The sequence below is a fragment of the Paeniglutamicibacter cryotolerans genome, assembly GCF_014190875.1.
Lineage (GTDB): Bacteria > Actinomycetota > Actinomycetes > Actinomycetales > Micrococcaceae > Paeniglutamicibacter > Paeniglutamicibacter cryotolerans.
On the sequence record NZ_JACHVS010000001.1, the window covers coordinates 600,104 to 623,653 of the forward strand.

21 protein-coding genes are annotated in these 23,550 nt (G+C 66.4%); 11 read left to right on the forward strand and 10 right to left on the reverse strand.

What is annotated here, in order from left to right; genetic code table 11:
• Positions 1 to 10 precede the first annotated feature (10 nt).
• From E9229_RS02925 to E9229_RS02940, 4 genes are all read left to right on the forward strand, one after another.
• Positions 11 to 1,051, forward strand: coding sequence for an ABC transporter permease (locus tag E9229_RS02925; RefSeq protein WP_183509774.1), 1,041 nt, complete (start codon positions 11 to 13; stop codon positions 1,049 to 1,051).
• Positions 1,044 to 2,054, forward strand: coding sequence for an iron chelate uptake ABC transporter family permease subunit (locus E9229_RS02930; protein ID WP_183509775.1), 1,011 nt, complete (start codon positions 1,044 to 1,046; stop codon positions 2,052 to 2,054). The genes E9229_RS02925 and E9229_RS02930 overlap by 8 nt, the downstream gene beginning before the upstream one ends.
• Entirely contained in the window at positions 2,051 to 2,809 is a 759-nt protein-coding gene (locus tag E9229_RS02935) for an iron ABC transporter ATP-binding protein (protein ID WP_183509777.1), read from the forward strand. The genes E9229_RS02930 and E9229_RS02935 overlap by 4 nt, the downstream gene beginning before the upstream one ends.
• Before the next feature lie 180 nt (positions 2,810 to 2,989).
• Positions 2,990 to 4,456 carry an amino acid permease gene (locus E9229_RS02940; RefSeq protein WP_183509778.1) on the forward strand — a complete coding sequence of 489 codons (1,467 nt, stop codon included), beginning with the start codon at positions 2,990 to 2,992 and terminating at the stop codon, positions 4,454 to 4,456.
• 53 nt (positions 4,457 to 4,509) lie between these two features.
• On the opposite strand, the gene E9229_RS02945 is transcribed toward E9229_RS02940, so the two are convergent.
• The 7 genes from E9229_RS02945 to E9229_RS02975 form a co-directional block, all read right to left on the reverse strand.
• A complete protein-coding gene (locus E9229_RS02945) occupies positions 4,510 to 5,520 on the reverse strand; it encodes a sugar phosphate isomerase/epimerase family protein (protein ID WP_183509779.1) in 1,011 nt (336 codons plus the stop codon).
• Positions 5,517 to 6,386, reverse strand: a complete 870-nt coding sequence (locus tag E9229_RS02950) for a sugar phosphate isomerase/epimerase family protein (protein WP_183509781.1) — start codon at positions 6,384 to 6,386, stop codon at positions 5,517 to 5,519. Before E9229_RS02950 ends, E9229_RS02945 begins: the two co-directional genes overlap by 4 nt.
• Positions 6,387 to 6,492: 106 nt before the next feature.
• The gene (locus E9229_RS02955) at positions 6,493 to 7,752 is read right to left on the reverse strand and encodes a substrate-binding domain-containing protein (protein ID WP_183509782.1); all 1,260 of its coding nucleotides are present in this window, start codon (positions 7,750 to 7,752) and stop codon (positions 6,493 to 6,495) included.
• A gap of 62 nt (positions 7,753 to 7,814) precedes the next feature.
• Complete coding sequence (locus E9229_RS02960; RefSeq protein WP_183509783.1) at positions 7,815 to 8,858, reverse strand: ABC transporter permease; 1,044 nt, start codon at positions 8,856 to 8,858, stop codon at positions 7,815 to 7,817.
• Entirely contained in the window at positions 8,855 to 9,946 is a 1,092-nt protein-coding gene (locus E9229_RS02965; protein WP_183509784.1) for an ABC transporter permease, read from the reverse strand. The genes E9229_RS02960 and E9229_RS02965 overlap by 4 nt, the downstream gene beginning before the upstream one ends.
• Positions 9,943 to 11,448 carry a sugar ABC transporter ATP-binding protein gene (locus E9229_RS02970; RefSeq protein ID WP_183509786.1) on the reverse strand — a complete coding sequence of 502 codons (1,506 nt, stop codon included), beginning with the start codon at positions 11,446 to 11,448 and terminating at the stop codon, positions 9,943 to 9,945. The genes E9229_RS02965 and E9229_RS02970 overlap by 4 nt, the downstream gene beginning before the upstream one ends.
• Complete coding sequence (locus E9229_RS02975; RefSeq protein ID WP_183509787.1) at positions 11,445 to 12,551, reverse strand: Gfo/Idh/MocA family protein; 1,107 nt, start codon at positions 12,549 to 12,551, stop codon at positions 11,445 to 11,447. Before E9229_RS02975 ends, E9229_RS02970 begins: the two co-directional genes overlap by 4 nt.
• Positions 12,552 to 12,671: 120 nt before the next feature.
• Between E9229_RS02975 and E9229_RS02980 the strand changes: the two genes are divergently transcribed.
• A complete protein-coding gene (locus E9229_RS02980; protein WP_183509788.1) occupies positions 12,672 to 13,859 on the forward strand; it encodes an ROK family transcriptional regulator in 1,188 nt (395 codons plus the stop codon).
• 106 nt (positions 13,860 to 13,965) lie between these two features.
• Positions 13,966 to 14,583 carry a YqaJ viral recombinase family protein gene (locus E9229_RS02985; RefSeq protein WP_183511841.1) on the forward strand — a complete coding sequence of 206 codons (618 nt, stop codon included), beginning with the start codon at positions 13,966 to 13,968 and terminating at the stop codon, positions 14,581 to 14,583.
• 6 nt (positions 14,584 to 14,589) lie between these two features.
• Here E9229_RS02985 and E9229_RS02990 read toward each other — a convergent pair whose 3' ends face one another.
• Together E9229_RS02990 and E9229_RS02995 are read right to left on the reverse strand one after the other, a co-directional pair.
• Positions 14,590 to 15,981: a DUF222 domain-containing protein gene (locus E9229_RS02990; protein ID WP_183509790.1), complete on the reverse strand. Its 1,392-nt coding sequence runs from the start codon at positions 15,979 to 15,981 to the stop codon at positions 14,590 to 14,592.
• A gap of 175 nt (positions 15,982 to 16,156) precedes the next feature.
• A complete protein-coding gene (locus E9229_RS02995) occupies positions 16,157 to 17,254 on the reverse strand; it encodes a mechanosensitive ion channel family protein (RefSeq protein WP_246380329.1) in 1,098 nt (365 codons plus the stop codon).
• A gap of 160 nt (positions 17,255 to 17,414) precedes the next feature.
• Here E9229_RS02995 and E9229_RS03000 point away from each other — a divergent pair, with 160 nt between their 5' ends.
• The 5 genes from E9229_RS03000 (at position 17,415) to E9229_RS03020 (ending at position 22,709) form a co-directional block, all read left to right on the forward strand.
• Positions 17,415 to 17,990: an AMIN-like domain-containing (lipo)protein gene (locus tag E9229_RS03000; RefSeq protein ID WP_183511843.1), complete on the forward strand. Its 576-nt coding sequence runs from the start codon at positions 17,415 to 17,417 to the stop codon at positions 17,988 to 17,990.
• A 110-nt stretch (positions 17,991 to 18,100) separates the two neighbouring features.
• Complete coding sequence (locus E9229_RS03005; protein ID WP_246380333.1) at positions 18,101 to 19,090, forward strand: PhzF family phenazine biosynthesis protein; 990 nt, start codon at positions 18,101 to 18,103, stop codon at positions 19,088 to 19,090.
• Between the two features lie 86 nt (positions 19,091 to 19,176).
• Positions 19,177 to 20,682 carry a DHA2 family efflux MFS transporter permease subunit gene (locus E9229_RS03010; protein ID WP_183509793.1) on the forward strand — a complete coding sequence of 502 codons (1,506 nt, stop codon included), beginning with the start codon at positions 19,177 to 19,179 and terminating at the stop codon, positions 20,680 to 20,682.
• 13 nt (positions 20,683 to 20,695) lie between these two features.
• Positions 20,696 to 21,388 (forward strand): TetR family transcriptional regulator, encoded by a 693-nt coding sequence (locus E9229_RS03015; RefSeq protein WP_183509794.1) that lies wholly within the window; start codon positions 20,696 to 20,698, stop codon positions 21,386 to 21,388.
• Positions 21,389 to 21,464: 76 nt separating this feature from the next.
• Positions 21,465 to 22,709 carry an acyl-CoA dehydrogenase family protein gene (locus E9229_RS03020; RefSeq protein ID WP_183509795.1) on the forward strand — a complete coding sequence of 415 codons (1,245 nt, stop codon included), beginning with the start codon at positions 21,465 to 21,467 and terminating at the stop codon, positions 22,707 to 22,709.
• 5 nt (positions 22,710 to 22,714) lie between these two features.
• Here the strand turns inward: E9229_RS03020 and E9229_RS03025 are convergent, their stop codons facing one another.
• Positions 22,715 to 23,512, reverse strand: coding sequence for an alpha/beta fold hydrolase (locus tag E9229_RS03025; protein WP_183509796.1), 798 nt, complete (start codon positions 23,510 to 23,512; stop codon positions 22,715 to 22,717).
• Positions 23,513 to 23,550 lie beyond the last annotated feature (38 nt).

Here is a 23,550-nt window from a genome sequence, read left to right on the forward strand (position 1 = left end):
CCCGCACATCATGCTTGCACCAGCACTCAGCCGGACGGCCGCCACGGAGGATTCCTCCGCGGTGGCCGTCCGGCGTACCCGTGGACCGGGCGAAAAGACGGCGCTGGCGCTCGGGGCCCTCGGCGTCCTGGTGCTGGCGGTGATCAGCATCTTCGTCGGCGTTACCAACGTCTCGGCGCCGAAGCTGCTGGCCGGGGACCTGGACGCCTGGCAGATGCTCTGGGTCTCGCGGCTGCCGCGCACCCTGGCCGTCGTGTTGGCCGGCACGGCGGTGGCTGTGGCCGGCCTGATCATGCAGCTCATGGTCCGCAACAGGTTCGTCGAGCCCTCCACCGTGGGCACCGTCGAATCGGCGACGCTCGGCATCCTCGTGGTGACCGTGGCGTTCCCGGCGGCACCGCTGCTGGCCAAGATGGGCATCGCCTCGCTCTTCGCGCTCGGCGGCACCGCGCTCTTCCTCGCCGTACTGTCCCGGCTTCCGCTGCGCAACACGCTGATCGTGCCGATCGTGGGCATCATGCTCGGCGGCGTCATCGGCTCGGTGACCACGTTCTTCGCCTACCGCTACGACCTGCTGCAGACGCTGAGCAACTGGATGATCGGCGATTTCTCCGGAGTGCTGCGCGGACGCTACGAACTGCTGTGGATCGTCGCCGCCTTGACGATCGTTGGCTACATCGCCGCGGACCGCTTCACCGTAGCCGGCATGGGCGCGGACTTCACCACGAACCTGGGCATGAACTACCAGGCGATCATGCGCCTGGGGCTGGTCATCGTCTCGCTGATCTCCGCCGTGGTGGTCACCACCGTCGGCGCCGTCCCCTTCCTCGGGTTGATCGTGCCGAACATCGTTTCGCTGCTCTTCGGCGACAACCTGCGCCGCGCCGTGCCCTGGACGGCCATCTTCGGCGCCGGGTTCGTGCTGATCTGCGACATCATCGGCCGCACCATCCGCTTCCCGTACGAGGTACCCGTGGGAATGGTGATGTCGGTGCTCGGCGCCATCGTCTTCCTGGCCCTCCTGCTCAAGACCAGGACACGCAATGCCTGAGGTGCTCACGGCCCCGCCCCCCGTGGCCCGACGCCGCGGCAACCCGCTGCGCAAGGCCTCCCCGAGGCTGGTGCTGATGGTACTGGCCGTAGCGACGCTCATTGCCATCGCCCTGTTCATGACGGTGGATCTGAAGGGCGCCATCGGATACGCGCTGAAACTGCGCGGCATCCGGGTGGGGGCCATGCTGCTGGTGGCCATCGCCGTGGGACTGTCCACCCTGATGTTCCAGACGGTGACATCGAACCGGCTGCTGACCCCCTCGATCATGGGCTTCGACGCGCTCTACCTGTTGATCCAGACCTCGCTGGTGTTTACTTTGGGCTCTTCGACGCTGCTCACCGCGGCACCGGCGCTGAAGTTCGGCATCGAGGTGGTGCTGATGGTGGCCTTCTCCGCGTTGCTCTACCGCTGGCTGTTCACCGGCGGATCCGGGTCGCTGCACCTGATGCTGCTGGTCGGCATCGTGATCGGCACGTTGTTCAGGGGCTTCTCCTCGCTGCTGCAGCGGTTGATGGAACCCAGCGATTTCCTGATCCTGCAGGATCTGTTCTTCGCCTCGTTCAACCAAGTAGAGCCGGTATTGCTGGGCATCTCGGCTGTCATCATCGGCGTCATCGCGGTGATCGCCTGGCGGCTGCGGCACAGCTTCGACGTGCTGGCCTTGGGCCGCGAGACGGCCATCAACCTCGGGGTGGACCACCGCCGCACCGTTTCGCTGGTGCTGGTGATGTGCGCCGTGCTGGTCGCTGTGTCCACCGCGCTGGTGGGCCCGGTGACGTTCTTCGGCCTGCTCGTGGTGTCGATCGCCTACCAACTGGTGCGCGACTTCTCGCATGCCTGGCTGCTGCCGATCACCGTGCTGCTCGGCGCCGTCACGCTGATCGGCGGACAGCTGATCCTCGAGCAGGTCTTCGGCTTCAATACCGCGCTGAGCATCATCATCGAGTTCATCGGCGGCCTGCTGTTCATCTACCTGCTCCTGAAGGGCTCCCTGAAGTGATCCGACTGCATTCCGTTTCCAAGTCCTACGGCGCGGCAAAGGTCGTCAACGACGTCTCGGCCACCATTCCGCGCGGCGGCGTCACCTCGATCATCGGCCCCAACGGCGCCGGCAAGTCCACGCTGCTCTCGCTGGTCTCCCGGCTGGCCCCGATGGATGCCGGCACGATCGACGTCGGCGGGCTGGATGTGGTGGCCACACCGAGCCGTGAGCTGGCCAAGACCATGGCGATCCTGCGCCAGGAGAACCACCTGACCATGCGCCTGCGCGTGCGCGACCTGGTCGGTTTCGGCCGCTTCCCGCATTCGGGCGGGCACCCCACCGCCGAAGACAAGCTTCACATCGACGATGCCATGGCGCACCTGGACCTCACCGCGTTGGCCGACCGCTATGTGGATGAGCTCTCCGGGGGCCAGCGCCAGCGCGCGTTCATCGCCATGGTGCTGGCCCAGGACACCGACTACCTGCTGCTGGACGAGCCGTTGAACAATCTGGACATGAAGCACTCGGTGGAGATGATGCGGTTGCTGCGCCGGCTGGCCGACGAGCTGGGCAAGACGGTGGTCATCGTCATCCACGACATCAACTTCGCGTCCTGCTATTCGGACACGATCCTGGCGATGCGCGAAGGCCGGCTGCTGCACCAGGGCACTCCCGCGCAGATCATGCAGGTCCCGGTGCTGCGCGACGTGTACGACATCGACATCCGCATCGAGGAAATCGACGGAAACCGAATCGGCGTCTACTTCGCCTGAGCCTTCCCGGGGCCGGATTCCGGCCCGGGGCGTGCCCCGCGAGGGTAAGTTCTGACACATCGGCCTATTCAAAAGTGGTCTCATAACTATTCATTGACCTGCATATCACGCGGTTTTTCGTGGAAATCCGCCGCCAAGGCTCCACCGATGCCCCCGCCAAACAGTGCAAAGATTCTTTGCATGACCACGCAAAACACTGCCCCGGGCACGAACCGCCCAACGCTGGTCCAGCAGCTGGGGGCACGCAAACCGATCGAGGCCTTCATGGCCGAAGCCGGATCCGGAACCGGCGGACCCCACCTGCGCCGCTCCCTGGGGCTGCTGCACCTGACCATGATCAGTGTCGGGGCTACACTGGGCACCGGCATCTTCGTAGTACTTTCCTCCGCCGTGCCGATGGCCGGACCCGCCGTCTGGATCTCCTTCGCCATTGCGGGGCTGGCCGCCATGTTCGCCGCTCTGTCCTACGCCGAGATGGCCGGCGCCGTGCCGGTGTCCGGCTCGAGCTATACCTACACCTACGCGACCATGGGCGAAGGCCTGGCCTGGATCTGCGGCTGGTGCCTGGTACTCGAATACGCCGTCTCGGTCGCTGCCATCGCCGTGGGCGCCGGCGAGTACATCAACGAGATGACCCGAACCCTCGGCGTCGACCTGCCCGCGGCGCTGACCAACCCCCCGGGCTACGAGGGCGGCGTGTTCAACGTCCCGGCCCTGGCCATTGTCCTGTTCGCCACCGTGCTGCTGGTGCGCGGCACCAAGGAATCGGCAATGGTGAACACCGTGCTGGTGTTCATGAAGATCGCGGTGCTGATCTTCTTCATCGTGATCGCCTTCAGCGCCTTCACCTCCGGCAACTTCGATCCGCTGCTGCCCATGGGCACGGCCGGAGTCTCGGCGGCCGCGGCGCGCCTGTTCTTCTCCTACATCGGCTTCGATGCCGCATCCACCGCCGGCGAGGAGGCCAAGAACCCGCAGCGGGACCTGCCCCGGGCCATCGTGCTCTCCATGGTCATCATCACCACCCTCTACATCCTGGTTGCCGTCTCGGCGATCGGCGCCCGCCAGTGGACCTGGTTCTCGGGCAAGAGCGCTGCCCTGGTTCAGCTGCTCGAGGAGGTCACCGGGCAGAGCTGGGTGGCGCTTCTGTTCGCCGCCGGTGCGGTGCTGGCCATCGTCTCGATCGTCATCACAGTGCTCTACGGGCAGACCCGCATCCTCGTGGCCATGAGCCGCGACGGCATGGTCCCCGCCGTCTTCGGGCGCATCAGCAAGAGCACCGGCGCTCCCGTCGCCGGCACCTGGATCACCGGCGGCTCGGTGGCCCTGGTCGCCGGGCTGATTCCACTGGGCCAGCTGGCCGACGCCACCTCCATCGGCACCCTCTTCGCATTCTCGCTGGTGTCCCTCGCCGTGATCCTGCTGCGCCGCAGCCAGCCCGACCTGCCGCGTACCTTCAAGGTGCCGCTCTACCCGGTGACCCCGATCCTGGCCATCCTCTTCTGCGGCTACCTGATGCTGAACCTCGGCTCCACCACCTGGATCGTCTTCGGCATTTGGATGGCCGTCGGGGCCGGCATCTATCTGGGCTACGGACGACGCAAGTCCAAGCTCGCCGCCCAATGGGACTCCCGCGTCAAGCACTAGCAGATTCACCCCCGATACCGAGCCGAACTGCGAAAATGCCATGCCCGGACAACTCAGTCCTGGTTGCTGAAGGCGGCGTCGAAACCGGCCCTGGGAAGCTCCCAGAGCAGGGACCTGACGAAGTCGTGCGCTTCCTTGGCACCGTGCAGCCTATCCATGCCGGCGTCTTCCCACTCCACGGAGATCGGGCCCGAATAACCGATCGCCCGCAAGGCCCGGAAGGCATCTTCCCAGGGCACGTCCCCACGCCCGGTGGAGACGAAGTCCCACCCGCGGCGCGGATCGCCCCAGGGCAGGTGGGACCCCAGCACGCCAGCCCGTCCGTTGGGCGCGCGCATCCGGGTGTCCTTGCAGTCCACGTGGTAGATCCGGTCTCGGAAGTCCCAGATGAAGGAGACCGGGTCGATGTTCTGCCACATCATGTGGCTGGGATCCCAGTTGAATCCGAACGCCTCCCGGTGTCCGATGGCCTCCAGGGCACGCACGCTGGAATGGTAGTCGTAGGCGATCTCGCCGGGGTGGACCTCGTGGGCGTAACGGACCCCGTGCTCATCGAACACGTCCAGAATCGGGTTCCACCGATCGGCGAAGTCCTGGTAGCCGGCCTCGATCACCGCGGCGGGAACCGGCGGGAACATGGCCACGTATTGCCAGATTTTGGAACCGGTGAACCCGACGACGGTGTCCACATCCAGCGCCCGGGCAACCTTGGCCGTCAACTTCAGCTCCTCAGCGGCGCGGGTGCGCACACCCTCCGGGTCACCGTCGCCCCACACCTTGGACCCGACGATGGCCTCGTGGCGGAAGTCGATCGGGTCATCGCACACGGCCTGGCCCTTGAGGTGGTTGGACAGTGCAAAGACCTTCAACCCATGGCGCCGCAGTATCTCCCGCCGGGATTGCAGGTAGGCGGGATCTTCGGCGGCGCGCCAGATGTCCAGGTGGTCGCCGGAGCAGGCGATTTCCAATCCGTCGTAGCCCCAGCCGGCGGCGAGCGCGGCGACCTCCTCGAAGGGCAGATCCGCCCATTGGCCGGTGAACAGGGTGACGGGATGGGTACTCATGGGCGCGTTCCTCCTGTTTGCAGGTTCCTGAGGTAGCCGAGCGAATCGGCCGCCAGCGCGTCCTGGGTGCTGGCCAGCGGGCGCCAGATCGATGCCGCCACGGCTATCGACGCGTTGTGCGCCGTGAAGGATTCCAGGCAGAGTGGCCCGGCATAACCGGCGAGGTCCAACGCATGCAGGAATCCCAACCAGTCGAAGTGGTCGGCTCCGACCGCGCCGCGGTCGTTACCGCTGACCTGTACGTGTGCGATATGCCCGGTGGCACGGGCGACGGCGGCGGCGATGTCCTGCTCCTCGATGTTCAGGTGGTAGCTGTCCAGCGTCAAGCCAAGCCCGGGGCCCAGCAGCGGTTCGAGCGCATCCAGCGCCTGGTCGACCGTGTTGATCAGAGAAGTTTCATATCGGTTGAGCGGTTCGATCGCCAGGCAAATGCCCCGGTCGGCCGCATGCTCAGCCAGCGGTGCAAGGTGGGATCGCAGCTGCAGGTACGCTGCCTGGCGTTCGGCCTCCCCCATGCGCCAGGTGCGGCCGGTTGCTGCATAGAACGGGCCGGCAACGGTGGTGGCGCCCACGGCGTCCGCTGCGTCGATGCAGGCTCGCAGGTAATCCCCCGTCGAGTCGATCTCCCCGGGGGATGCGGCGATGAGATTGCGTCCCGGGGCCATTGCCCCGATCACCACCGGGGTCAGCCGGTAGTCGGCAAGGACCTCCCGGGCCGCGGCGGCGTCCCAGTCCCCAGGGGTTTCCAGTGGAAGTTCGATGGCATCGAAGCCCAACGACGCCGCATGGGCGCAGAGTTCGGCCAGCGAATCGTCGTTCAGCGGTGAGGTCCAGATCCAGGTGTTGACGCCAAGCTTGCGGTCCATCGAGCGGCCTTCCCTTTCCCCGGTGGAACATGCTGGTCAGGTGTTCAGGTTATGCGGCGTCCGGTGGCCCGGGCTAGGGGCCCGGGCCACCGAGGCTCGTCAGGCCCTAGGGCATGACGCGCTTCTGCCAGACCTGCGGGTATCCGGCCAGGTCCTCACCTCCGAATTTGGCATAGTGCCCATCGGGCATGCCGTCGTTCGCCGTCAGGTACGCCTCGAGGTCTGCGGACGTGACCGGGGACTGCGGAAGCACCCATTCCTTCGGAACCTCCTTGCCGGCGAAGATGTCGGCCGCCGCCAGCAGCGGGGTGCGCCACTGGAAATTCGAGTACACCGGTCCCATCGCCGTGATGCCGGTGTCCTTCCACTTGCGCAGGAAGCTGAGCTCATCCTCGCCGGTCATCACGGGAAGCGGCTTGCCCGCGTCCTCGAACGCCTCGATCGCGGCGACGGCGCCGTCGCCCGCATCCATCCATACCCCCTGGACGTCGCCCTTGGCCAGCTCGTCCGAGATGATCTTCTTGATCTCCACCGGATCGGCTCCGGTGAAGTAGTCCTTGGCCTCGATGCCGGCCTCCTTGAACAGCTTGTCCGCCGCCGCCCAGCGCTGTTCGAGCACATCGACGCCCGGCAGGATGCGCAGGGCGACGACCTTGTCGCCCTTGGCCAGGTTCTTGTTCAGGAACTCCGCCGTGTCGATGCCCCAGGCGAACCCGCCGATGGGGTGGATGAAGGTGACCGGGCAGTCGGTCTTCACCCCGCGGTCAAACACGATGACCGGCTTGTCCGTCTTGCAGGCGCGCTCCACCGCCGGGGTCATGGCCGCCGTGGAGTTCGGGGAGATGATGAAGACGTCGCAGTTGCCCTCGTTGATGAAGTAGTCGATGTCGGCGATCTGCGTGTCGTCGCTGTCCTTGGCGTCGCGGGTTTCCATCTCGGAGATGGCACCGGATCCCTGCAGCGCCTTCAGCTGCTGGTTCATGGTGATCCAACCGGTCTGCCGCCACGGGTTGGAGATCGAGGCGTTGGCGAAGCAGGCCTTCTTGGCACCGGACGACTTGTATTTCTCGGTGCTGACCATTTCGGCGTTGATGTGCTGCAGGTACGGCTGCTCCGCCGGCCCGGCCGGCGCCACCGAGCGCTGGGCGTACTGCTCGTCGTACACTGCCTGGTCGAACCATTGGGTAACGGGTGTGGCCGGAGCGGCGGCCGTTTCGGTGGGACTCTGCGCGGGAGTGCCCGCCGGGGCATCCGATGGCGCGGAACTGGTGCTCGGCCCGCTGACGGTGGGATCGGTGGTGCACCCGACTAGGGCAAGGGCTGCCACCGCGGTGACCGCCAGGGTCCTTGCTACTGTGCGTCGCATCGCTAACCTCCTAAAGGTTGGTGAAGTTCGGCCCCGGGACGGGGCCTCGAGTGGTGGGTGGATCATGAGCCTCGCATCGCGGGTGCGACCGGCTCCTTCCCGTCGAGCGGGGAAGTCGGGGAGGGCGGGACGGACCCTGGTGGGGCCTTGCGCCGGTGGCTGCCGGAGCCCGACGCCGAATAGGCGACGGACGCGATGATGATGATGCCCTGGATGCCGTCGCGCAGCGTCGAGGGGACTCCGGCGAAGTTCAGCAGGGTGAACAGGGCCTCCAACGCGAAGGCACCGGCCACTGCGGCCACCACCCAGCCGCGGCCTCCTCCCAGCACCACACCGCCGAGCACCACCGCCGTGATGGCGATGAACTCGTAACCCTGGCCAACCTTCGGGTGGACCCCGGCATATCCGACCAGCAGCACGCCGGCAACGGTGGCACTGAACGCGGAGATGATGAACGTGGAGGTGGTGACCCACCAGGACCGGGCCCCGGAATAGCGGGCCACGTGCCGGTTTTCGCCCAGCGCGACGATGGTGCGCCCGAACGCGGTGCGCGTGAAAAGGATCGCGGCCAGCAGCACGGCGGTCAGGATCAGCACCGAGTAGGGAAGAATCTCGATCACCGGAATCCCGCGGATGCCACCGCGGCCCAGTGCCCTGAACGAATCGACCGGGTTGCCGGTCGCGGCTCCCCCGGTCCAGTACATGACGCCGCCGAGCAACGCCAGCATCATGCCCAGCGTGACGATGAACGAGGGGATCCGCAGCAGCGTGACCAGCAGCCCGTTGACGAGGCCGACCAGCGTTCCGAGCACCAGCATGAGGATCAGCGTCGGGGCGATCCGCGAGGCGTCCTGCCCGATCAGGTTGCCGGCGATGACCACCTGCGCGGTGATGAGCGAACCCATCGACAGGTCGAATTCACCTCCGACCACCACGAAATACTGGCCGATGGCCACGATGGCGATTGGCGCCACGCGCTGGACGAACCTGATCAGCTGACTGGGTTCGGCGAAGGACGGGCTGATCACAGTGATCGCCAGCAATAGGCCTGCGAGCAGCAGGAACACCGCCCCACGCGGGCTGAGCAGGGTGCGGATCGCGTTCACGGTGTGCCCGCCTTCCGCAGTGTGGATTCCGCTTCCGTGGTCGCCGGGGTTCGCGGGTTCGCGGAGTCTTCGGCCCCGGGGGCCCGGGGACCGAACCGGGCCCGTCGGCGCTGGATGCCGCGCCCGGTGTAGATGCCCACGGCGATCACGATGACCACCCCGCGCACCACCTCCTTCAGGAACGGGTTCAGCTGCATGACGCTCATGACGTTATCGAGCACGGCGAAGATCGCCACTCCCCCGATGGTGCCCCAGATGGATCCGCGCCCGCCCATCAGCAGGGTGCCGCCGAGCACCACGGCCGCGATGGAGAGCAGGTCGTAGCCGCCTTGGGTGCCGACCGTCGGGGAACCGACACCGAGCCGGCTGGCCAGCAGCAGCCCGGCCAGTCCGGCGAAGACGGAGCAGAGCATGTGGGCAGCGATGACGGGCCGCGCGGTGCGGATGCCCGAGAGCCGGGCTACCACGGGATCGTCGCCCACGGCGAACAGGTGGTTGCCGGTGCGGGTGCGGGTCAGGAAGAGCGCGACGAGCATCGCGAAGCCGAGCATCAGCAGCGTGGAGACGGGAACCGGTCCGATGCCTGAAGCCCCGATCAGTTGGAAGTTCCACGGCACGGAACCGCTGGTGCCCTTGTATCGGGTATCCAGCACGCCCTTGACGATCAGTCCCATGCCGAGCGTCGCCATGAAACCGTGTACCCGCAGCTTGGTCACTATCAGCCCGTTGGCCAGCCCGATCAGCGCGCACACGCTCAGTGCCAGGAGCACTGCGGGCAGGATGTTCGCAGCGCTACCGGCCATGGTGTCGGCGGCGATCAGCGAGGACAGCGAGACGACATAGGGCACCGACAGGTCCAGTGATGCACCGAGGACCACCAGTGTCTGGCCGATGGCCACGAATCCGAGCACGCTCATGGAGGTGAGGATGTCGCGGATGTTTCCCGGGCTCATGAAGTTCCGCCCCACCGTGGCGACCAGAACGGCGCCGATGACCGTCACAGCGGCCAGCGAGATGTAGACCACAGCTGTGGTGTCGAGGTTCCGCAGGCGGGAGTCGCCGGGCCGAGTGGAGGTCGCGGTGTTCATGACGATTCCCCCGCGGAGGTCGCGACGGCCGCGACCAGCACCTCTTCTTCGCTGGAGCCGCGCGGCAGCTCCGCGACGATCCGCCCGTCGTGCATGGCCAGGATCCGATCGGCCATGCCGATGACTTCGGGCAGTTCCGAGGAGATCATCAGGATCGCCACCCCGTCGCGGGCAAGTTCGCGGATCAACTGGTAGACGGCGACCTTCGCCCCGACGTCGATGCCTCGGGTCGGCTCGTCGAGCAATACGATCCGCGGGTTGGTGAGTAGCCATTTGGCCAGTACGACCTTCTGCTGGTTGCCGCCGGAAAGGAACTGCACCTCCTGGTCCGTGCCGCGGGAGGAAAGTTCGAGGCTGTTCAGCACTCCCGGCAGCGCGGCCTTGGCTGAAGCCCCTCGGGAGGGGAAAACCGAGCGGACGGCAAGCAATGCGTTATCCAGCACCGATTGGCCCAGCGCCAGGCCACGCACCTTGCGGTCTTCGGTGATCAGCGCGATGCCGGCCCTCACCGCGGCACGGATGGTGGTGATGCGCACCGGTTTGTCGTCGATCTCCACCTCGCCGCGGGTGAAGGGTGCGGCGCCGAAGACAGCCTCGGCCAGTTCCGTGCGTCCGGCCCCCTGAAGGCCGGCTACGCCCACGATTTCCCCGGCACGCAGTTCCAGGTCTATACCGTCGATCCAGTCGTTGCCGCCGCCGCGGATCGCCAGCCGCGTACTGCCCAGCGTGGTCCCCTCCAAAGCTTCCGGGAAATAGGTGCTGATCGAGCGGCCCACCATGCGGCGCACCAGTTCGGCCGTGTCCAGCTCGTCGGCGGGGGTGCCGGAGACGAAGTTGCCGTCCTTGAGCACGGTGATGTGGTCGCAGAGGTCGAATATCTCCCGCAGCCGGTGCGAGACGTAGAGGATGGCCACGCCCCTGCCCTGAAGCCGGCGGATGATCCCGTAGAGCAGCTGAACCTCGTGTCCTGCAAGTGCGGCTGTCGGCTCATCCATGGAAATGACCTTCGCATCGCGCGAGAGCGCCTTGACGATCTCCACTATCTGCTGCTCGGCGACCGAGAGCCGCACCACGCGTGTGGTCGGGTCTATGAAGTCAATGCCAAGGTCTGCAAGCAGTTCGGCCGTGCGCCGGACCATGGCCCTCTGGTCGACGAACCCGCCTCGGCGCGGTTCGCGGCCGATGAACACGTTCTGCGCCACAGTGCGTTCGGGAAGCAGGTTGAACTCCTGGAAAACAGTCGCCAGGCCCGCATCCATGGCCTGAACCGGGTGGCTGAAGTTCACGGCCGTCCCGCCGAGCTCCACCGTGCCGCCGTCGCGCTGGTAGACCCCGGCGAGGATCTTCATGAGCGTCGACTTGCCGGCCCCATTTTCGCCGACCAGCCCGTGGACCTGGCCGGGGAAGAGTTCAAGGGAAACGTCGTTGAGCACTGTGACGCCGAAAAACGCCTTGGTCAGGCCCGTGGCACGCAGAACGGGTGCGCCGGTTGCCGCGGTCATGGTGCCACCTCGACCCAGTGCCCGGTGGCCGCTGATTGGAGTACCGCCGCCGTCACGCGCACGGCGCGCAACCCGTCGGCGAATCTTGGCAGCCCCTCGGGGTCTGCACCGTCGATGGCAGCGTAGCTGTCGGAAATGAAGGCGTTGAACGCGTCCTGGTATCCCATCGGGTGTCCGGCGGGCAGCAGCGAGAGCCGGGCCGCGTCGGCCGAGAGCTGCGCCGGGTCCCGTTGCAGCACGCGGTTCCCCTTCCTGCGTCCCAACCACAGCGCATCGGGGGTTTCCTGCTCGAAGCGCACCGATTCTTCGGTGCCCGAGACCTCGAAGACGAGCGCGTTCTTGTGTCCCGGGGCAACCTGGGAGATCAGCAGCGTGCCCAGCATGCCGGCGTCGAATTCCACCAAGAGCGCTACCAGGTCCTCGGTGGCTATGTTGCTGTGGATGGACCGATCGGCGTGGACGGTTCGCTTGGTCGCATTGAGCCGGATGATGCGCTGACCGCTGACGAATTCGAGCAGGTCACACAGGTGGGAGCCAATGTCGGCGAAGGCCCGGGAGGGTCCGCCGTGCTGCTCATCGACGCGCCAATTGTCATCGCCGACCGCCAGCAGCCAGTCTTGCAGATAGCTGGCCTGGACGGTCAGCAGGCGGCCCGTGTGACCGGCGGCAATCCTGGCCCGCGCCTCGCGAACCATGGGATGGAAGCGGTAGACAAAGGGAACGGTGCCGCACAGTCCGCCGGTGTCGGCCAGGGCAAGCAGTTCACGCGCGTCGCCGACACCGGTGGTCAGGGGTTTTTCGCAGACCACGTGCTTACCGGCCCGCAGTGCCGCGGCAGCAAGCCCATGGTGAGTGGCGTTGGGGGTGCAGATGTGGACGACATCGACCGAATCGTCCGTCAACAGCGCTTCGAACGTGTCGTAGGTGGAGGCCAGGCCGAGCCGTGCAGCCGAAGCACGGCTGCGCTCCGGGGTGGAGGAGGTTCCTGCCGCGAGCCTGGCACCGGCGCTGCGGATCGCACGGGAATGGACTGTTGCCATGAACCCCGATCCGACCACAGCCGCCTGTAATATCCGCGGTGGTGCCTTGGTTGCCTCATCCATGCCCCCATGGTGACATGGGTCACAACACTTCTGTCAATAGACATACAAAAGTTATTTGCCTGAAATCATCTTCAGAAGTTTTGTTGGTCGAAGTCGAGGGGGTTGTGATTGACTGGCGCCATGAACGAGCACTCCCGCGGATCGGCGCTGGGCCCGACGGGCGCCGGCGAGCTGTTCCAGCTACTGCGCGACGGGCATCCGCGCACGCGCGCCCAGCTGGCACTCGAAACTGGGCTGGCCCGTTCCACCATCACCACCCGGGTCGACGAACTCATGGGCCTGGGCCTGGTCCTGCCCGTGGCAGAGGCGGCATCCACCGGCGGACGACCGCCCTCCCAATTCGCACTGAACCCGCGGGCCCGTGTGGTCCTGGCCGCCGATCTGGGCGCTTCCCATGCGACCCTGGCCATCACCGACCTGACCGGAATCGTGCTCGCCGAACATAGCCAGCGCATCGACATCGCCGCAGGTCCCGTCGCTGTCCTGACCTGGCTGGCTGAAACCACCATGAGCCTGCTCAAACGCCTGGGGCTGGGCGAATGCGACTTGGTGGCCATCGGCATCGGAGTGCCGGGACCGGTGCATTTCGAAAGCGGGCAACCGGCCAACCCGCCGATCATGCCCGGTTGGAACGGATTCGACATCCCGGGGTGGCTGGGTAGGATCCTGCCCGTCCCGGTTCTGGTCGACAACGACGTGAACATCATGGCTCTGGGCGAACGCGCCACCAATTTCCCCACCGTCGAACACTTCATGTTCGTCAAGGTAGCCACGGGCATCGGCGCCGGGCTGGTTTCCGGCGGACGACTCCAGCGCGGGGCCCAGGGCATTGCCGGCGATATCGGGCATGTGAGGGTGGGGCGGGGCGGGGACATCCAGTGCCAATGCGGCAATAGCGGATGCCTTGAGGCACTGGCCTCAGGCCCAGCAATCGCCAGCTCCCTGCGGGCGCAGGGATTGGAGGCAGCGGGAACAACCGAGGTAATCGATCTCGTCAAAGCCGGAAACACCATGGCCATCCAGGCCGTACGCCAGGCAGGCCGGGACTTGGGAGAGGTCCTCAGCACCTGCGTGTCCCTGATGAATCCCTCGGTGATTGCCATCGGAGGATCCATGGCGCGGGCCGGGGAACACCTGATCGCCGGGGTCCGGGAGGTGGTGTATTCGCGCTCCACTCCGCTGGCCACGGAACACCTGCGCATCATGCCCTCCGCCTCTGCCGCGCATGCAGGCGTCCTAGGCGCCAGCGCATTGGCCGTCCACCATGCGCTCTCCCCCAGCGGAATCGCAGCCCTGTCCAGCCAATGAACCGCCGGTGACGGAGCAGACACCGTCCCGGTTAGCCGTTCGCGGCCCGGCGGGGAAGAATGGTCGGGTGACCCTTGTCCCGGAATCCCCGCCCGAAGCATCCTGCATGAACCGCGTCGTCGCCGATTCCAGCGACCGCATCGCCTGGCTTCGCGCACGTTCCCAGGGCATTACCGCCACCGACGTGTCCAAGCTTTCCACCATGCGCAGCATCGAAACGGCGGCACACTCCAAGCTGAACGGCTCCGGCTTCTCCGGCAACTCCTGGACCGACCACGGTCGCGCCCGGGAACCCGTGATCGCCGAGTGGGTTCAAAGAAACTACGGCATTCTCCCCAGCACCCAGCTATTCCATGCCGCCCAGGAGCGCATCCATCTGGCCACTCCCGACGGCATCGCCGTCCGGGCCGACGGCACGGTGGAACTGGCGGAAATCAAGACGACGAACAAGGCCTGGAAGAGCATTCCGTTGCACTATCTGCGCCAGGTCTGGTGGCAGCAATATGTGCTGGGCGCCGAGCGGACGCTGGTGGTCTGGGAGCAGCACGAAAACTTCATTCCGGTGAACGAGGAGCCAGAATTCCGTTGGGTCGATCGAGACGACCAGCAGATCAACCAGCTCATCGGCCGCGCAGACGTGCTGCTGCAGCTGTTGCGGCACAAGACGGCGCTGGCCCGGGTGCGCGAGGACCGCAGGCCGGCCGCACTCTATCTCCCCGAATAAACCGCATCAACTGCTACCGGGTAACGGGGGAGCTGTCGAGCGGTAGGAATGGCCGGTTGGTGTCGTGATTTCCAGAGTATGCCGGCGGCCGGGAACAGGCCGCTCGCTCCAACCGGGTGCCTCTTTGGTTAAGTTGCAGGCCTGGCAACGTCCGCTACCATTAGCGGCACTGGTCGGACCGCCGTTTGCCCATTGCTGGATATGGTCTATCCGTCGCATCGGGGCGTTGCATCCGGGGGTCCTGCATACCTGATCGCGGATCTGGATCAGCTGGCGCAGCGACGGTGGAAAAATACGTTTGTGCGAGTCCATGGCCACGAGCTCCCCGGTTCGCGGAGCGGTGAAGATCCGCCGGACCCAGCATTTCACCGTGGATTCCCCCTTCGGTCCGGTCACGATCCAGCGCGCCCATGCGGCGGGCATGGCCCCGTATCCCTGCAGCTGCACCGGTTCGGATTCGGACTGAAACAGCGTCCGGTCCGTCATGACCAGGTTGATGGTCACCGGCACCCCGTGATCGGATTTGGCCCCGGTGAGCCGTTCGAAGAACTCGTCGACGCGGATTAGTTCGCGGGTTCGACCGTCTCCCGCGGCAACCTTGGTGGCGACCGCGCTCTCGAGTGTTTCGGCGATGATCAGGCCCATCTCCACCGGAACCATCCCGGTCACCCGCATCATGGCATCGGGTTCAGGAATGAAGGAGATGCGTCTCTTCCTGGCGGCAGCCGCGGCCTTGGCCACCGCATTGCGAGGATCAACTTCCTGGGCCTTGACCCGGTTAGCCAGCTGTTTCACCCCCTCGCCGGTGAAGTCCCCGGGGTGCTCCTGAACCGCTGCATCCACCTTTGGGCGCAGCGCCGACGACAGGCCTTGGGCTTCCGCGGCGATGACCAGCGCCCGCGTCTCGCTGATGGCACCGCGCGTGAGCGCCCGCATCGTCAACGGCATGTCCTGGACAAGGATCTTGGAGAGCGCAAGGAGCCGTCGACCGGCGTCGGGAGCCTCCTGCCTGGCCAGTCCGACTTGGGTCCCCACTCCCCGGCCCTGGGTGTCGATCCCGGTTCCCGCTGCAGCTTGGCGCTCCCGGGTCCGGGCATCGAGTGCTACGGTGGCCAGGACTTGGACCGCGGCAAGGGCCGATTTGTCCCGCTCAATGGTGTCCAGCAGGTCTATCAGCCCGGCCTCGCCGAGGTCGACATCGATGCCTGACGCCCGGACCGCGAACGCATCGAGCAGGGCCAAGTCATCGGGCGAGGAAATCATCGCATCGATGTCCAGCGGGGTCTCGCGCGATGAGCAGGCCCCCGCCAGCGGGACGCCAGCGGGGAGGGTGGTTCCGGAAGGGTTTTCCGAGACCCGTTCTAGATTTATTTCACCTTCTGAAATTTCATCGAACATACATCCATTTTTTCGCCCGAACCGTTTGGAAAAACAGCCCAATCATCCTATCGCGATGGATAAAAATACTAGTCAGATAATGCTTTGGTTATCCACACGGCTGCGTGCAGGGGGTGCGCCACAGCCCCGTCGATGCATCCCACACCGGCCGCCGGAGCGTCGAGTTCCGGGGAGATCAGATCCCCGGGCGGCGCATGGCCACCGGCACCGGAAGCGCCTCGGGGTACTTTTCCTGAAGCTCGGCGATCAGCTTCTCGCGCACGTAACTCTTGAGCGCGATCAGATCGGCCGCGTTCCGGGCACTGACGAAGACGCTCACGTTCAGTGTGCCTCCCACGGCATCCGCAACGGTCAACGACCCGTTGCGGCCGTCCCACAGGTCAGTGGCATCGAGCAGCTGCTTCAGCCGGGTGCGCAGGTGCTCGATGGGTGCGTTCCAGTTCAGATCCAGCATGACGCTGCCACTGATTTCCGAGCTCCTGCGCGACCAGTTCTCGAAGGGCGTCGTGGTGAAGTAGGTCGAGGGCAGGATCATCCGGCGCCCATCGGGCATCAACACCACGACATAGGTGAGGGTGATCTCCTCGATCACCCCGCGCTGCATCTCCACCATGACGGTATCCTCGACGCGGATCGCGTCGGTGAAGGCGATCTGCAGCCCGGCAAAGACATTGCTCAGCGAGCTCTGCACAGCAAGGCCCGCCACGACGGAGATCAATCCGGCCGAGGCCAGTAGACCGGCGCCCAGGGCTCGCACCTCGGGGATGGTCAGCAGTGCCCCAGCGACGGCCAGCACGAGGATCAACGCAGTGGCCACCCGGCGCAACAGACCGATCTGGGTACGCAGCTTCGCCACCCGGCGCGGGTTTTCCAGGTCGGTGCGGTACCTGGCCATCAGGACGTCTTCGAGTAATCCCAACAGCACTATGAGCAGCGCGGCGATGGAACCGATCAGCCCGAGGACCAGCAGGAAGGCGATGGTTTTCGTCCAGGCATCGGCGTAGCCGGAGGCCTTCACCACGGCGAGCGTGACGCCGAAGGCCATCACCAGGAAGAACGGCAACCGCGACTTTGCCACATCGCGGCGCAGCAGCGGCCGATGGCGCAGAACGTAGTTCACGATCAGGAACAGCGCGATGGTGACCACCAGGACGGCCGCCAGGCCGATGCCCACGGCAAGCCAGGGCTTCACGAGGTCGGGGACGGCGTCGCCGCCGGCGTTCTGCACTGCCTCGTCGAGGGTGTCACTGACTAAGGGGGATAAATCCTGCATCGAACCAGCGTGACACATCCAACCGGATCATTTATGACTTGTCGGGCTCGCCACACAAATCCCGGACCCGGATTCGGTGCTGTTTCCCACTGGTGCGCAGGCAAGATGCGGGAACATGCTTGATGCGTCACACCCGCTTTCCTCGCACTGGAGCATTGAAATGAACAAGGCATTACGCGCGGGCATCATGAGCGCGCTATTGGTGGCAGGTTTGGGCATCGCACCCGCCGTACCCGCCGTTTCGGCACCCGTTCCCAGCGCGCCGGCAAGCGCGCCATATTGCGGCATCACCTGGGGCTCGGGGGCCGACCACGTCACCGGGACCTCCTCGGCACGGATCAGCAACGTCCGCGCGGGGGAGCACACCTGCTACGACAGGCTCGTGATCGACCTCAAGGGCAAGATCAAGGGCTACGACGTCCGCTACGTCAAGGCCGTCTACACCGAGGGCCAGGGCAGGAAGGTCCCGCTGGCGGGGACCGCCGACCTGCGCATCATCGTCAATGCGGTGGCCTACGACTCGGCCGGCCACCGGACCTACAACCCGAAGAACAATGCGAAGGCCGTCAACGTCACCGGCATGCGCACGTTCAAGCAGGTCGCCTTCCTGGGTAGCTTCGAGGGACAGAGTTCCTTCGGGCTGGGCGTCCGGGCCAGGTTGCCGTTCCGCAGCTTCGTGCTCGCCGGGCCGGGGGCGGGAAGCCGCCTGGTCATCGACGTCGCCCACCGCTGGTAGGCCGGGGACGCACTTGAGGTCCAAGGGCAAGTTCCCAGCCGGACGCAACAACAGCGTCATCGAGCAACGGCCCCCCTGCACTACGCACGCGAATGTGTCACGATTCTTCTATGAGCCGCGCCTATAAACATGTCGATGTTTTCACTTCCATCCCGTATCTGGGCAACGCGCTGGCTGTAGTGCTCGATGGCGAGGGCTTGGATGCCGCAACCATGGCCGGCATCGCGAACTGGACCAATCTGGCCGAGACGGCCTTCCTGTTCCCTCCCACCGACCCGGGCGCCGACTACAAGGTACGGATCTTCACCACCACCACGGAGCTGCCCTTTGCCGGGCACCCCACGCTCGGCGCGGCCCACGCTTGGCTTGAGGCCGGCGGCCGCCCCCGCAACGAGGGCCGGATCGTGCAGGAATGCGGCGCCGGCCTGATCGAGCTACGGGTCCAGGACTCCCCCGTCGACGGCACCTCGGCGCAGCTCGCCTTCAAGGCCCCGCCGCTGGTGCGCACCGGCCCGCTCGAGGACGACGTGCTGGAATGGGCCATCTCCGGGCTCGGCATCACGGCCCGGGACGTGTTGGCCCACCAGTGGCTGGCCAATGGTCCGACCTGGGCCGGGCTGGTGCTGCGCGACGCCGATCTGGTGCTGGCGCTCGAACCGGACTTCGCGACACTGGCCGGGCTGGAGGTCGGAGTGATTGGCGCCTACGACAGCCAGGGCATCGCCTCCGGAACCTACGGCCCCAAGGGCTCCGCACCGCGGGCCCCCGGGACCATCGCCGAGCTGCAGCCGCTGAACGAGGAGGATACCTTCCGTTCCACCGAGCATTTCAGGAACGTCGTGTCCGGCGCGCCAGCCGACTTCGAGGTGCGCGCCTTCATCGCGGGCGAGGGACTGCCCGAGGATCCGGCCACCGGGTCGCTGAATGCCGGGTTCGGCATCTGGCTGACGGAGGCCGGGCTGGCCCCGGACACCTACACCGTGCGGCAGGGAACCCGGCTGGGCCGCGCGGCGCGGATCGACGTGCTCCGCGACGACTCCGGCGTCTGGATCTGCGGTGACACAGTAACCTGCGTGGACGGGTTCATTTACGCCGGATGATCGGGACCCCCGCGCAGCGGGTATGTGGCGTGTGAAATTGCGCTCACATGACCATGGCGCCGGGGCCGTAGGAGTAGTCTCGATTGGTGACTCAGCCCAGCAAAACCCAACTATCCGAAGACAAAAAAGCCTGGACCGCGCTCTGGGCCCTGGTCATCGGGTTCTTCATGATCTTGGTGGACTCCACCATCGTCTCCACCGCCATGCCCGCCATCATGCGCGGGCTCGACACCGACATCAACGGCGTCATCTGGGTCAACAGCGCCTACCTGCTGGCCTTCGCCGTACCGCTGCTGATCACCGGCAGGCTCGGCGACCGCTTCGGCCCACGCAACATCTATCTGGTCGGGCTGTTCATCTTCACGCTGGCATCGCTCTGGTGCGGCCTGTCCCCCGATGTGACCACGCTGATCGTCGCCCGCGTCGTGCAGGGCCTGGGTGCGGCGCTGATGTCCCCGCAGACGATGACCTTCATTACCCGCATGTTCCCGGTCGCCCGTCGCGGTGCCGCCATGGGCGTCTGGGGCGCCGTGGCCGGCATCGCCACGCTGGTCGGCCCGATCGCCGGCGGCATCTTCGTGGACACCCTGGGCTGGGAATGGATCTTCTTCGTCAACGTCCCGGTCGGCATCATCGCGATCTGGCGCGTGCTGCGCAAGGTGCCCGAGCTCGAACGCCACTCGCACTCCTTCGACTGGGTCGGCGTCGCGCTCTCCGCAGCCGCCATGTTCCTGATCGTCTTCGGCATCCAAGAGGGGAACAACTACTCCTGGGGCCCGATCTGGGGCTGGTTTGGCATCTGGCACATGATCGGCGCCGGTGTTGCGCTGCTGATCCTCTTCGTCCTGTGGCAGGGCGCCGGCCGCGTCGAACCGCTGGTGCCGCTGGGCCTGTTCAAGGACCGCAACTTCTCCCTGGCCAACATCGCCATCGCCTTCATGGGCCTGTCCATCACCGCGATGAGCTTCCCGATGGTGCTCTACCTGCAGTCGGTGCGTGGACTCACCCCCACCCTGTCGGCCCTGATGCTTGCCCCGATGGCGGTGGTTTCCGGCGTGCTGGCACCGTTGATCGGCAAGAACATCAACCGGGTCGACGCCCGCAAATTCGCCATCCCCGGCTTCTTCCTCTTCGGGGCATCGATCACCGTCTACGGGCTGATCCTGGGCCCGGATACGCCGTTCTGGCTGCTGCTGCTGCCGCCGCTGGGCATGGGCATCGGCAGCGCGATGATCTGGCCCTCGGTCTCGATGACGGCTACCCGCGATCTGGGCCAGGCCGATGCCGGCGCCGGATCGGGCGTGTACAACACCACCAGGCAGGTCGGCTCAGTACTCGGTTCGGCGCTGATCGCACTGATGATGGAGTCCCGGATCGCCGCCGAAACCACGCTGGCGACGGCCGGAATGCAGGGCGCCGCCCCGGCCGCCGATGCAGGCGAAATGGGCGGGGCGATCCCCGTCTTCCTGCATGCGGCGGTATCCACGGCACTGGGCCAGGCGCTGCTGCTTCCGGGCATCGTGGCCATGGTCGCGGCGCTTGTCGCCTTCGCGTTCCGCAAGACCCCGGTCCGCCCGCCCGCCGGCCTGTGAGATTCTAGGTGCCATGATCTCCTCCTCCGCCGTTCCCGATGCCGCGCTGCGCCTGCTGGTCGACAACGGCTTCGACGCCACCAGCGTCGATGCCCTGGCCGAGGCCGCCGGGATCAGCCGCAGCACCTTCTTCCGCCGTTTCGGCTCGAAGGAGGAAATGGTCTTCGCCGACCAGGAGGCGATCATCCACCATCTGGAAACGGTGCTCGCCACCAGCTCCCAGCCCCCGCTGCGCGCCGTGGTGAGCGCCGCCCTGGCCGTCTTCGACCAGCACACGGCCCGGCCCGAGGCGGCCGCGCTGCGTCACCGGCTGCTGCAGGACGTGCCGGCCCTGCGGGACCGCGAGCTGGTTTCCACCCACCGCTACGAACGCGCCTTCTCCCGCTTCCTGGCCGACGAGGATGTCTCAAGCCGTTCCTCCGGCCGGGCGCTGGCCATCGGCTACGCCGCAGCCGTGGTGGCGGTGCACAACGACCACCTGCGCGGCTGGCTGAAGGACAACGCGCCGACGCACCGGATCGGCCTCGAGGCCGACCTGGAGGCGTTCGCGGGGCTCTTCGAGGCCCGGATGCTCCCCGCCGCGCCGGCGAAGCCCCCCACACCGGCCGCGGCGACGGTCGTCGTCACCGTCAACGGCGGCGGCGCCGATACCGAGGCCGTCTTGGCCCAGGTGCGGCGGGCCTTGGAGTCGCAGCAAGGCAAATGAACCGCAGTACCTTGACGTGACACTGCGTTTCATGGATGCTGGACTCACCCACGTCCATCGATCCCGGGGAGCACCCATGAGCACCGCAGAAACCGACACGGCGTGGAGCGCCGACTTCCCGACCGGCGTCATGGAACCCGAGTACGAGCTCTGGGGTGAGGTCGAGGTGGACCCGGCTGGCCTCTTCGAAGACATCGGATCAGCTGACCGCGCCTATTGGGACCGTGCGCGACGCTTCATCCTGGACGAGGTCCGCCCGGTCATCGACGGCTACTGGGACCGCGCCGAATACCCGGTGGATCTGGCGAAGCGCCTGGGCGACCTCGACCTGCTGCGCGACGGACTGGACCTGGACGGCTACCCGGCCATGAGCGTACTGGCAGCCGGGCTGGTGAACATGGAGCTCTCCCGCGGCGACGGCTCGATCGGCACCATCGGCGCCGTGCAGGCGGGGCTGGCACTGCGTTCGGTCATCGACTGCGGCTCCCCCGAACAGATAGCGCAATGGGCGCCGGAGCTGGCCACCGCCCGGGTGCTTGGGGCCTTTGCACTGACCGAACCCACCCACGGCTCGGACTCGGTCTCGCTGGAAACCAGCGCCGTCCGCGTCGAGGGCGGCTACCTGCTCAACGGCGAAAAGAAGTGGATCGGCAACGGTTCGGTCGGCGGGATCACCATCGTCTGGGCCCGCGACGGGGCGGGGGCCGTGCGCGGGTTCATTGTCCCGCAGGAAACCCCCGGCTACACCGGCACCACCATCGGCGGAAAGCTCTCGCTGCGCGCCATCTTCCAAGCCCATATCCGCCTGGAAAACGTCTTCGTCCCCGACGCGCAGGTGCTGCCCGGCGCGAACTCGTTCAAGGACACCGCGAAAGTCCTGTTCGCCACCCGGCTCGGCGTCGCCTGGTCCGCAGTCGGCCACGCCACCGCCTGTTACGAGACAGCCGTGCAGTATGCCGCCCAACGCATCCAGTTCGGCCGTCCGCTGGCCGCCAGCCAGATCGTCCAGGAACGCCTGGCCCGGATGCATTCGGAGCTGGCCACCATGCAGCTCACCGTCATGCAGGCCACCTCGCGCGAGGAGGCGGGCAAGCTGAGCCCGGTCCAGGCATCGGTGGCGAAGTACACCTGCACCCGGATCGCCCGCACCATTGCCGCCAATGCCCGCGACCTGCTCGGCGGAAACGGCATCCTGCTGCAGAACCGCGTCGCGAGGCATCTGGCCGACATCGAGGCGATCCACACTTACGAGGGCACTGAGACGGTGCAGGCGCTGATCATCGGCCGCTCGATCACCGGCATCTCCGCCTTCGCCGGTTGATTCCGCTAGCGGGCGTCGACCGAACGCAGGAACGGCAGCAGCGCATCGAGGATCTCCCGTGGCGGGAACAGCGTCCCGCCGTGCGTGCGCCCGGGCAGTTCGATGGCGCGGGCATCGGGCATCAGCTCGGCTGCGCGCATCGAATCCTCGAGCCGTGGCCGGTCGCGGGTGCCGGCCATCAGCAGCGTGGGGACGTGCAGCTGGCGCAGCAGCAGCTCGGACATCGCCGGAGCCGACTCCGTATATTCAAAGTAGGCGGCGAGGGCCAGCGGATCGTTGGACAGGAACGCCAACCGCGTCGCCGGATCCAGGCTGCCGGACTCGGCCTCCATCCCGGCAACAAATGCCTCCATGCCGCCGGTCAGCAGCGCCGCGCGGTAATCGGCGAAGAAGAGCCGGGCGAGCGCTCCGGGATCGATCCGGTAGGTTCCGCCGAGCAGGGTGAGGCTGCGCAGCCGGCCGGGAGCCGCCGCGGCAAGCTGCAGCCCCATGCGGGCGCCGAAGGAGTATCCCAGCACGTGCACCGAGTCGACCTCGGCGGCGTCGAGCACGGCGAGCACGTCGGCGAGCACCAGCTCCATCTCATAGTCCTTCGCACGGTGCGGCTTGGCGCTGCGGCCGTGTCCGCGCAGATCCATGCGGATCGTGTTGAACTCCGGTTCCAGCGCCTTGACGTAGCCCAGGCCGCGCCAGATCGAGCGCGAGAGGGCCGACCCGTGCAGCATGAGCACGCTTCGGCCCCCTGTCGCACCGTCGTCGAAGTAGATATCGTTTCCATCCAAGGGGTTCACTGCATAAGGCATGGAGTCCAGCTTATTGAACGCGGGCGCCCGGCAGTTAG

Coding starts and splice junctions, on each gene's coding strand:
- E9229_RS02925 (WP_183509774.1), top strand. CDS start 11: ATGCTTGCACCAGCACTCAGCCGGACGGCCGCCACGGAGGATTCCTCC.
- E9229_RS02930 (WP_183509775.1), top strand. CDS start 1,044: ATGCCTGAGGTGCTCACGGCCCCGCCCCCCGTGGCCCGACGCCGCGGC.
- E9229_RS02940 (WP_183509778.1), top strand. CDS start 2,990: ATGACCACGCAAAACACTGCCCCGGGCACGAACCGCCCAACGCTGGTC.
- E9229_RS02945 (WP_183509779.1), bottom strand. CDS start 5,520: ATGAGTACCCATCCCGTCACCCTGTTCACCGGCCAATGGGCGGATCTG.
- E9229_RS02950 (WP_183509781.1), bottom strand. CDS start 6,386: ATGGACCGCAAGCTTGGCGTCAACACCTGGATCTGGACCTCACCGCTG.
- E9229_RS02955 (WP_183509782.1), bottom strand. CDS start 7,752: ATGCGACGCACAGTAGCAAGGACCCTGGCGGTCACCGCGGTGGCAGCC.
- E9229_RS02965 (WP_183509784.1), bottom strand. CDS start 9,946: ATGAACACCGCGACCTCCACTCGGCCCGGCGACTCCCGCCTGCGGAAC.
- E9229_RS02970 (WP_183509786.1), bottom strand. CDS start 11,448: ATGACCGCGGCAACCGGCGCACCCGTTCTGCGTGCCACGGGCCTGACC.
- E9229_RS02975 (WP_183509787.1), bottom strand. CDS start 12,551: ATGGATGAGGCAACCAAGGCACCACCGCGGATATTACAGGCGGCTGTG.
- E9229_RS02980 (WP_183509788.1), top strand. CDS start 12,672: ATGAACGAGCACTCCCGCGGATCGGCGCTGGGCCCGACGGGCGCCGGC.
- E9229_RS02985 (WP_183511841.1), top strand. CDS start 13,966: ATGAACCGCGTCGTCGCCGATTCCAGCGACCGCATCGCCTGGCTTCGC.
- E9229_RS02990 (WP_183509790.1), bottom strand. CDS start 15,981: ATGTTCGATGAAATTTCAGAAGGTGAAATAAATCTAGAACGGGTCTCG.
- E9229_RS02995 (WP_246380329.1), bottom strand. CDS start 17,254: ATGCAGGATTTATCCCCCTTAGTCAGTGACACCCTCGACGAGGCAGTG.
- E9229_RS03000 (WP_183511843.1), top strand. CDS start 17,415: ATGAACAAGGCATTACGCGCGGGCATCATGAGCGCGCTATTGGTGGCA.
- E9229_RS03005 (WP_246380333.1), top strand. CDS start 18,101: ATGAGCCGCGCCTATAAACATGTCGATGTTTTCACTTCCATCCCGTAT.
- E9229_RS03015 (WP_183509794.1), top strand. CDS start 20,696: ATGATCTCCTCCTCCGCCGTTCCCGATGCCGCGCTGCGCCTGCTGGTC.
- E9229_RS03020 (WP_183509795.1), top strand. CDS start 21,465: ATGAGCACCGCAGAAACCGACACGGCGTGGAGCGCCGACTTCCCGACC.
- E9229_RS03025 (WP_183509796.1), bottom strand. CDS start 23,512: ATGCCTTATGCAGTGAACCCCTTGGATGGAAACGATATCTACTTCGAC.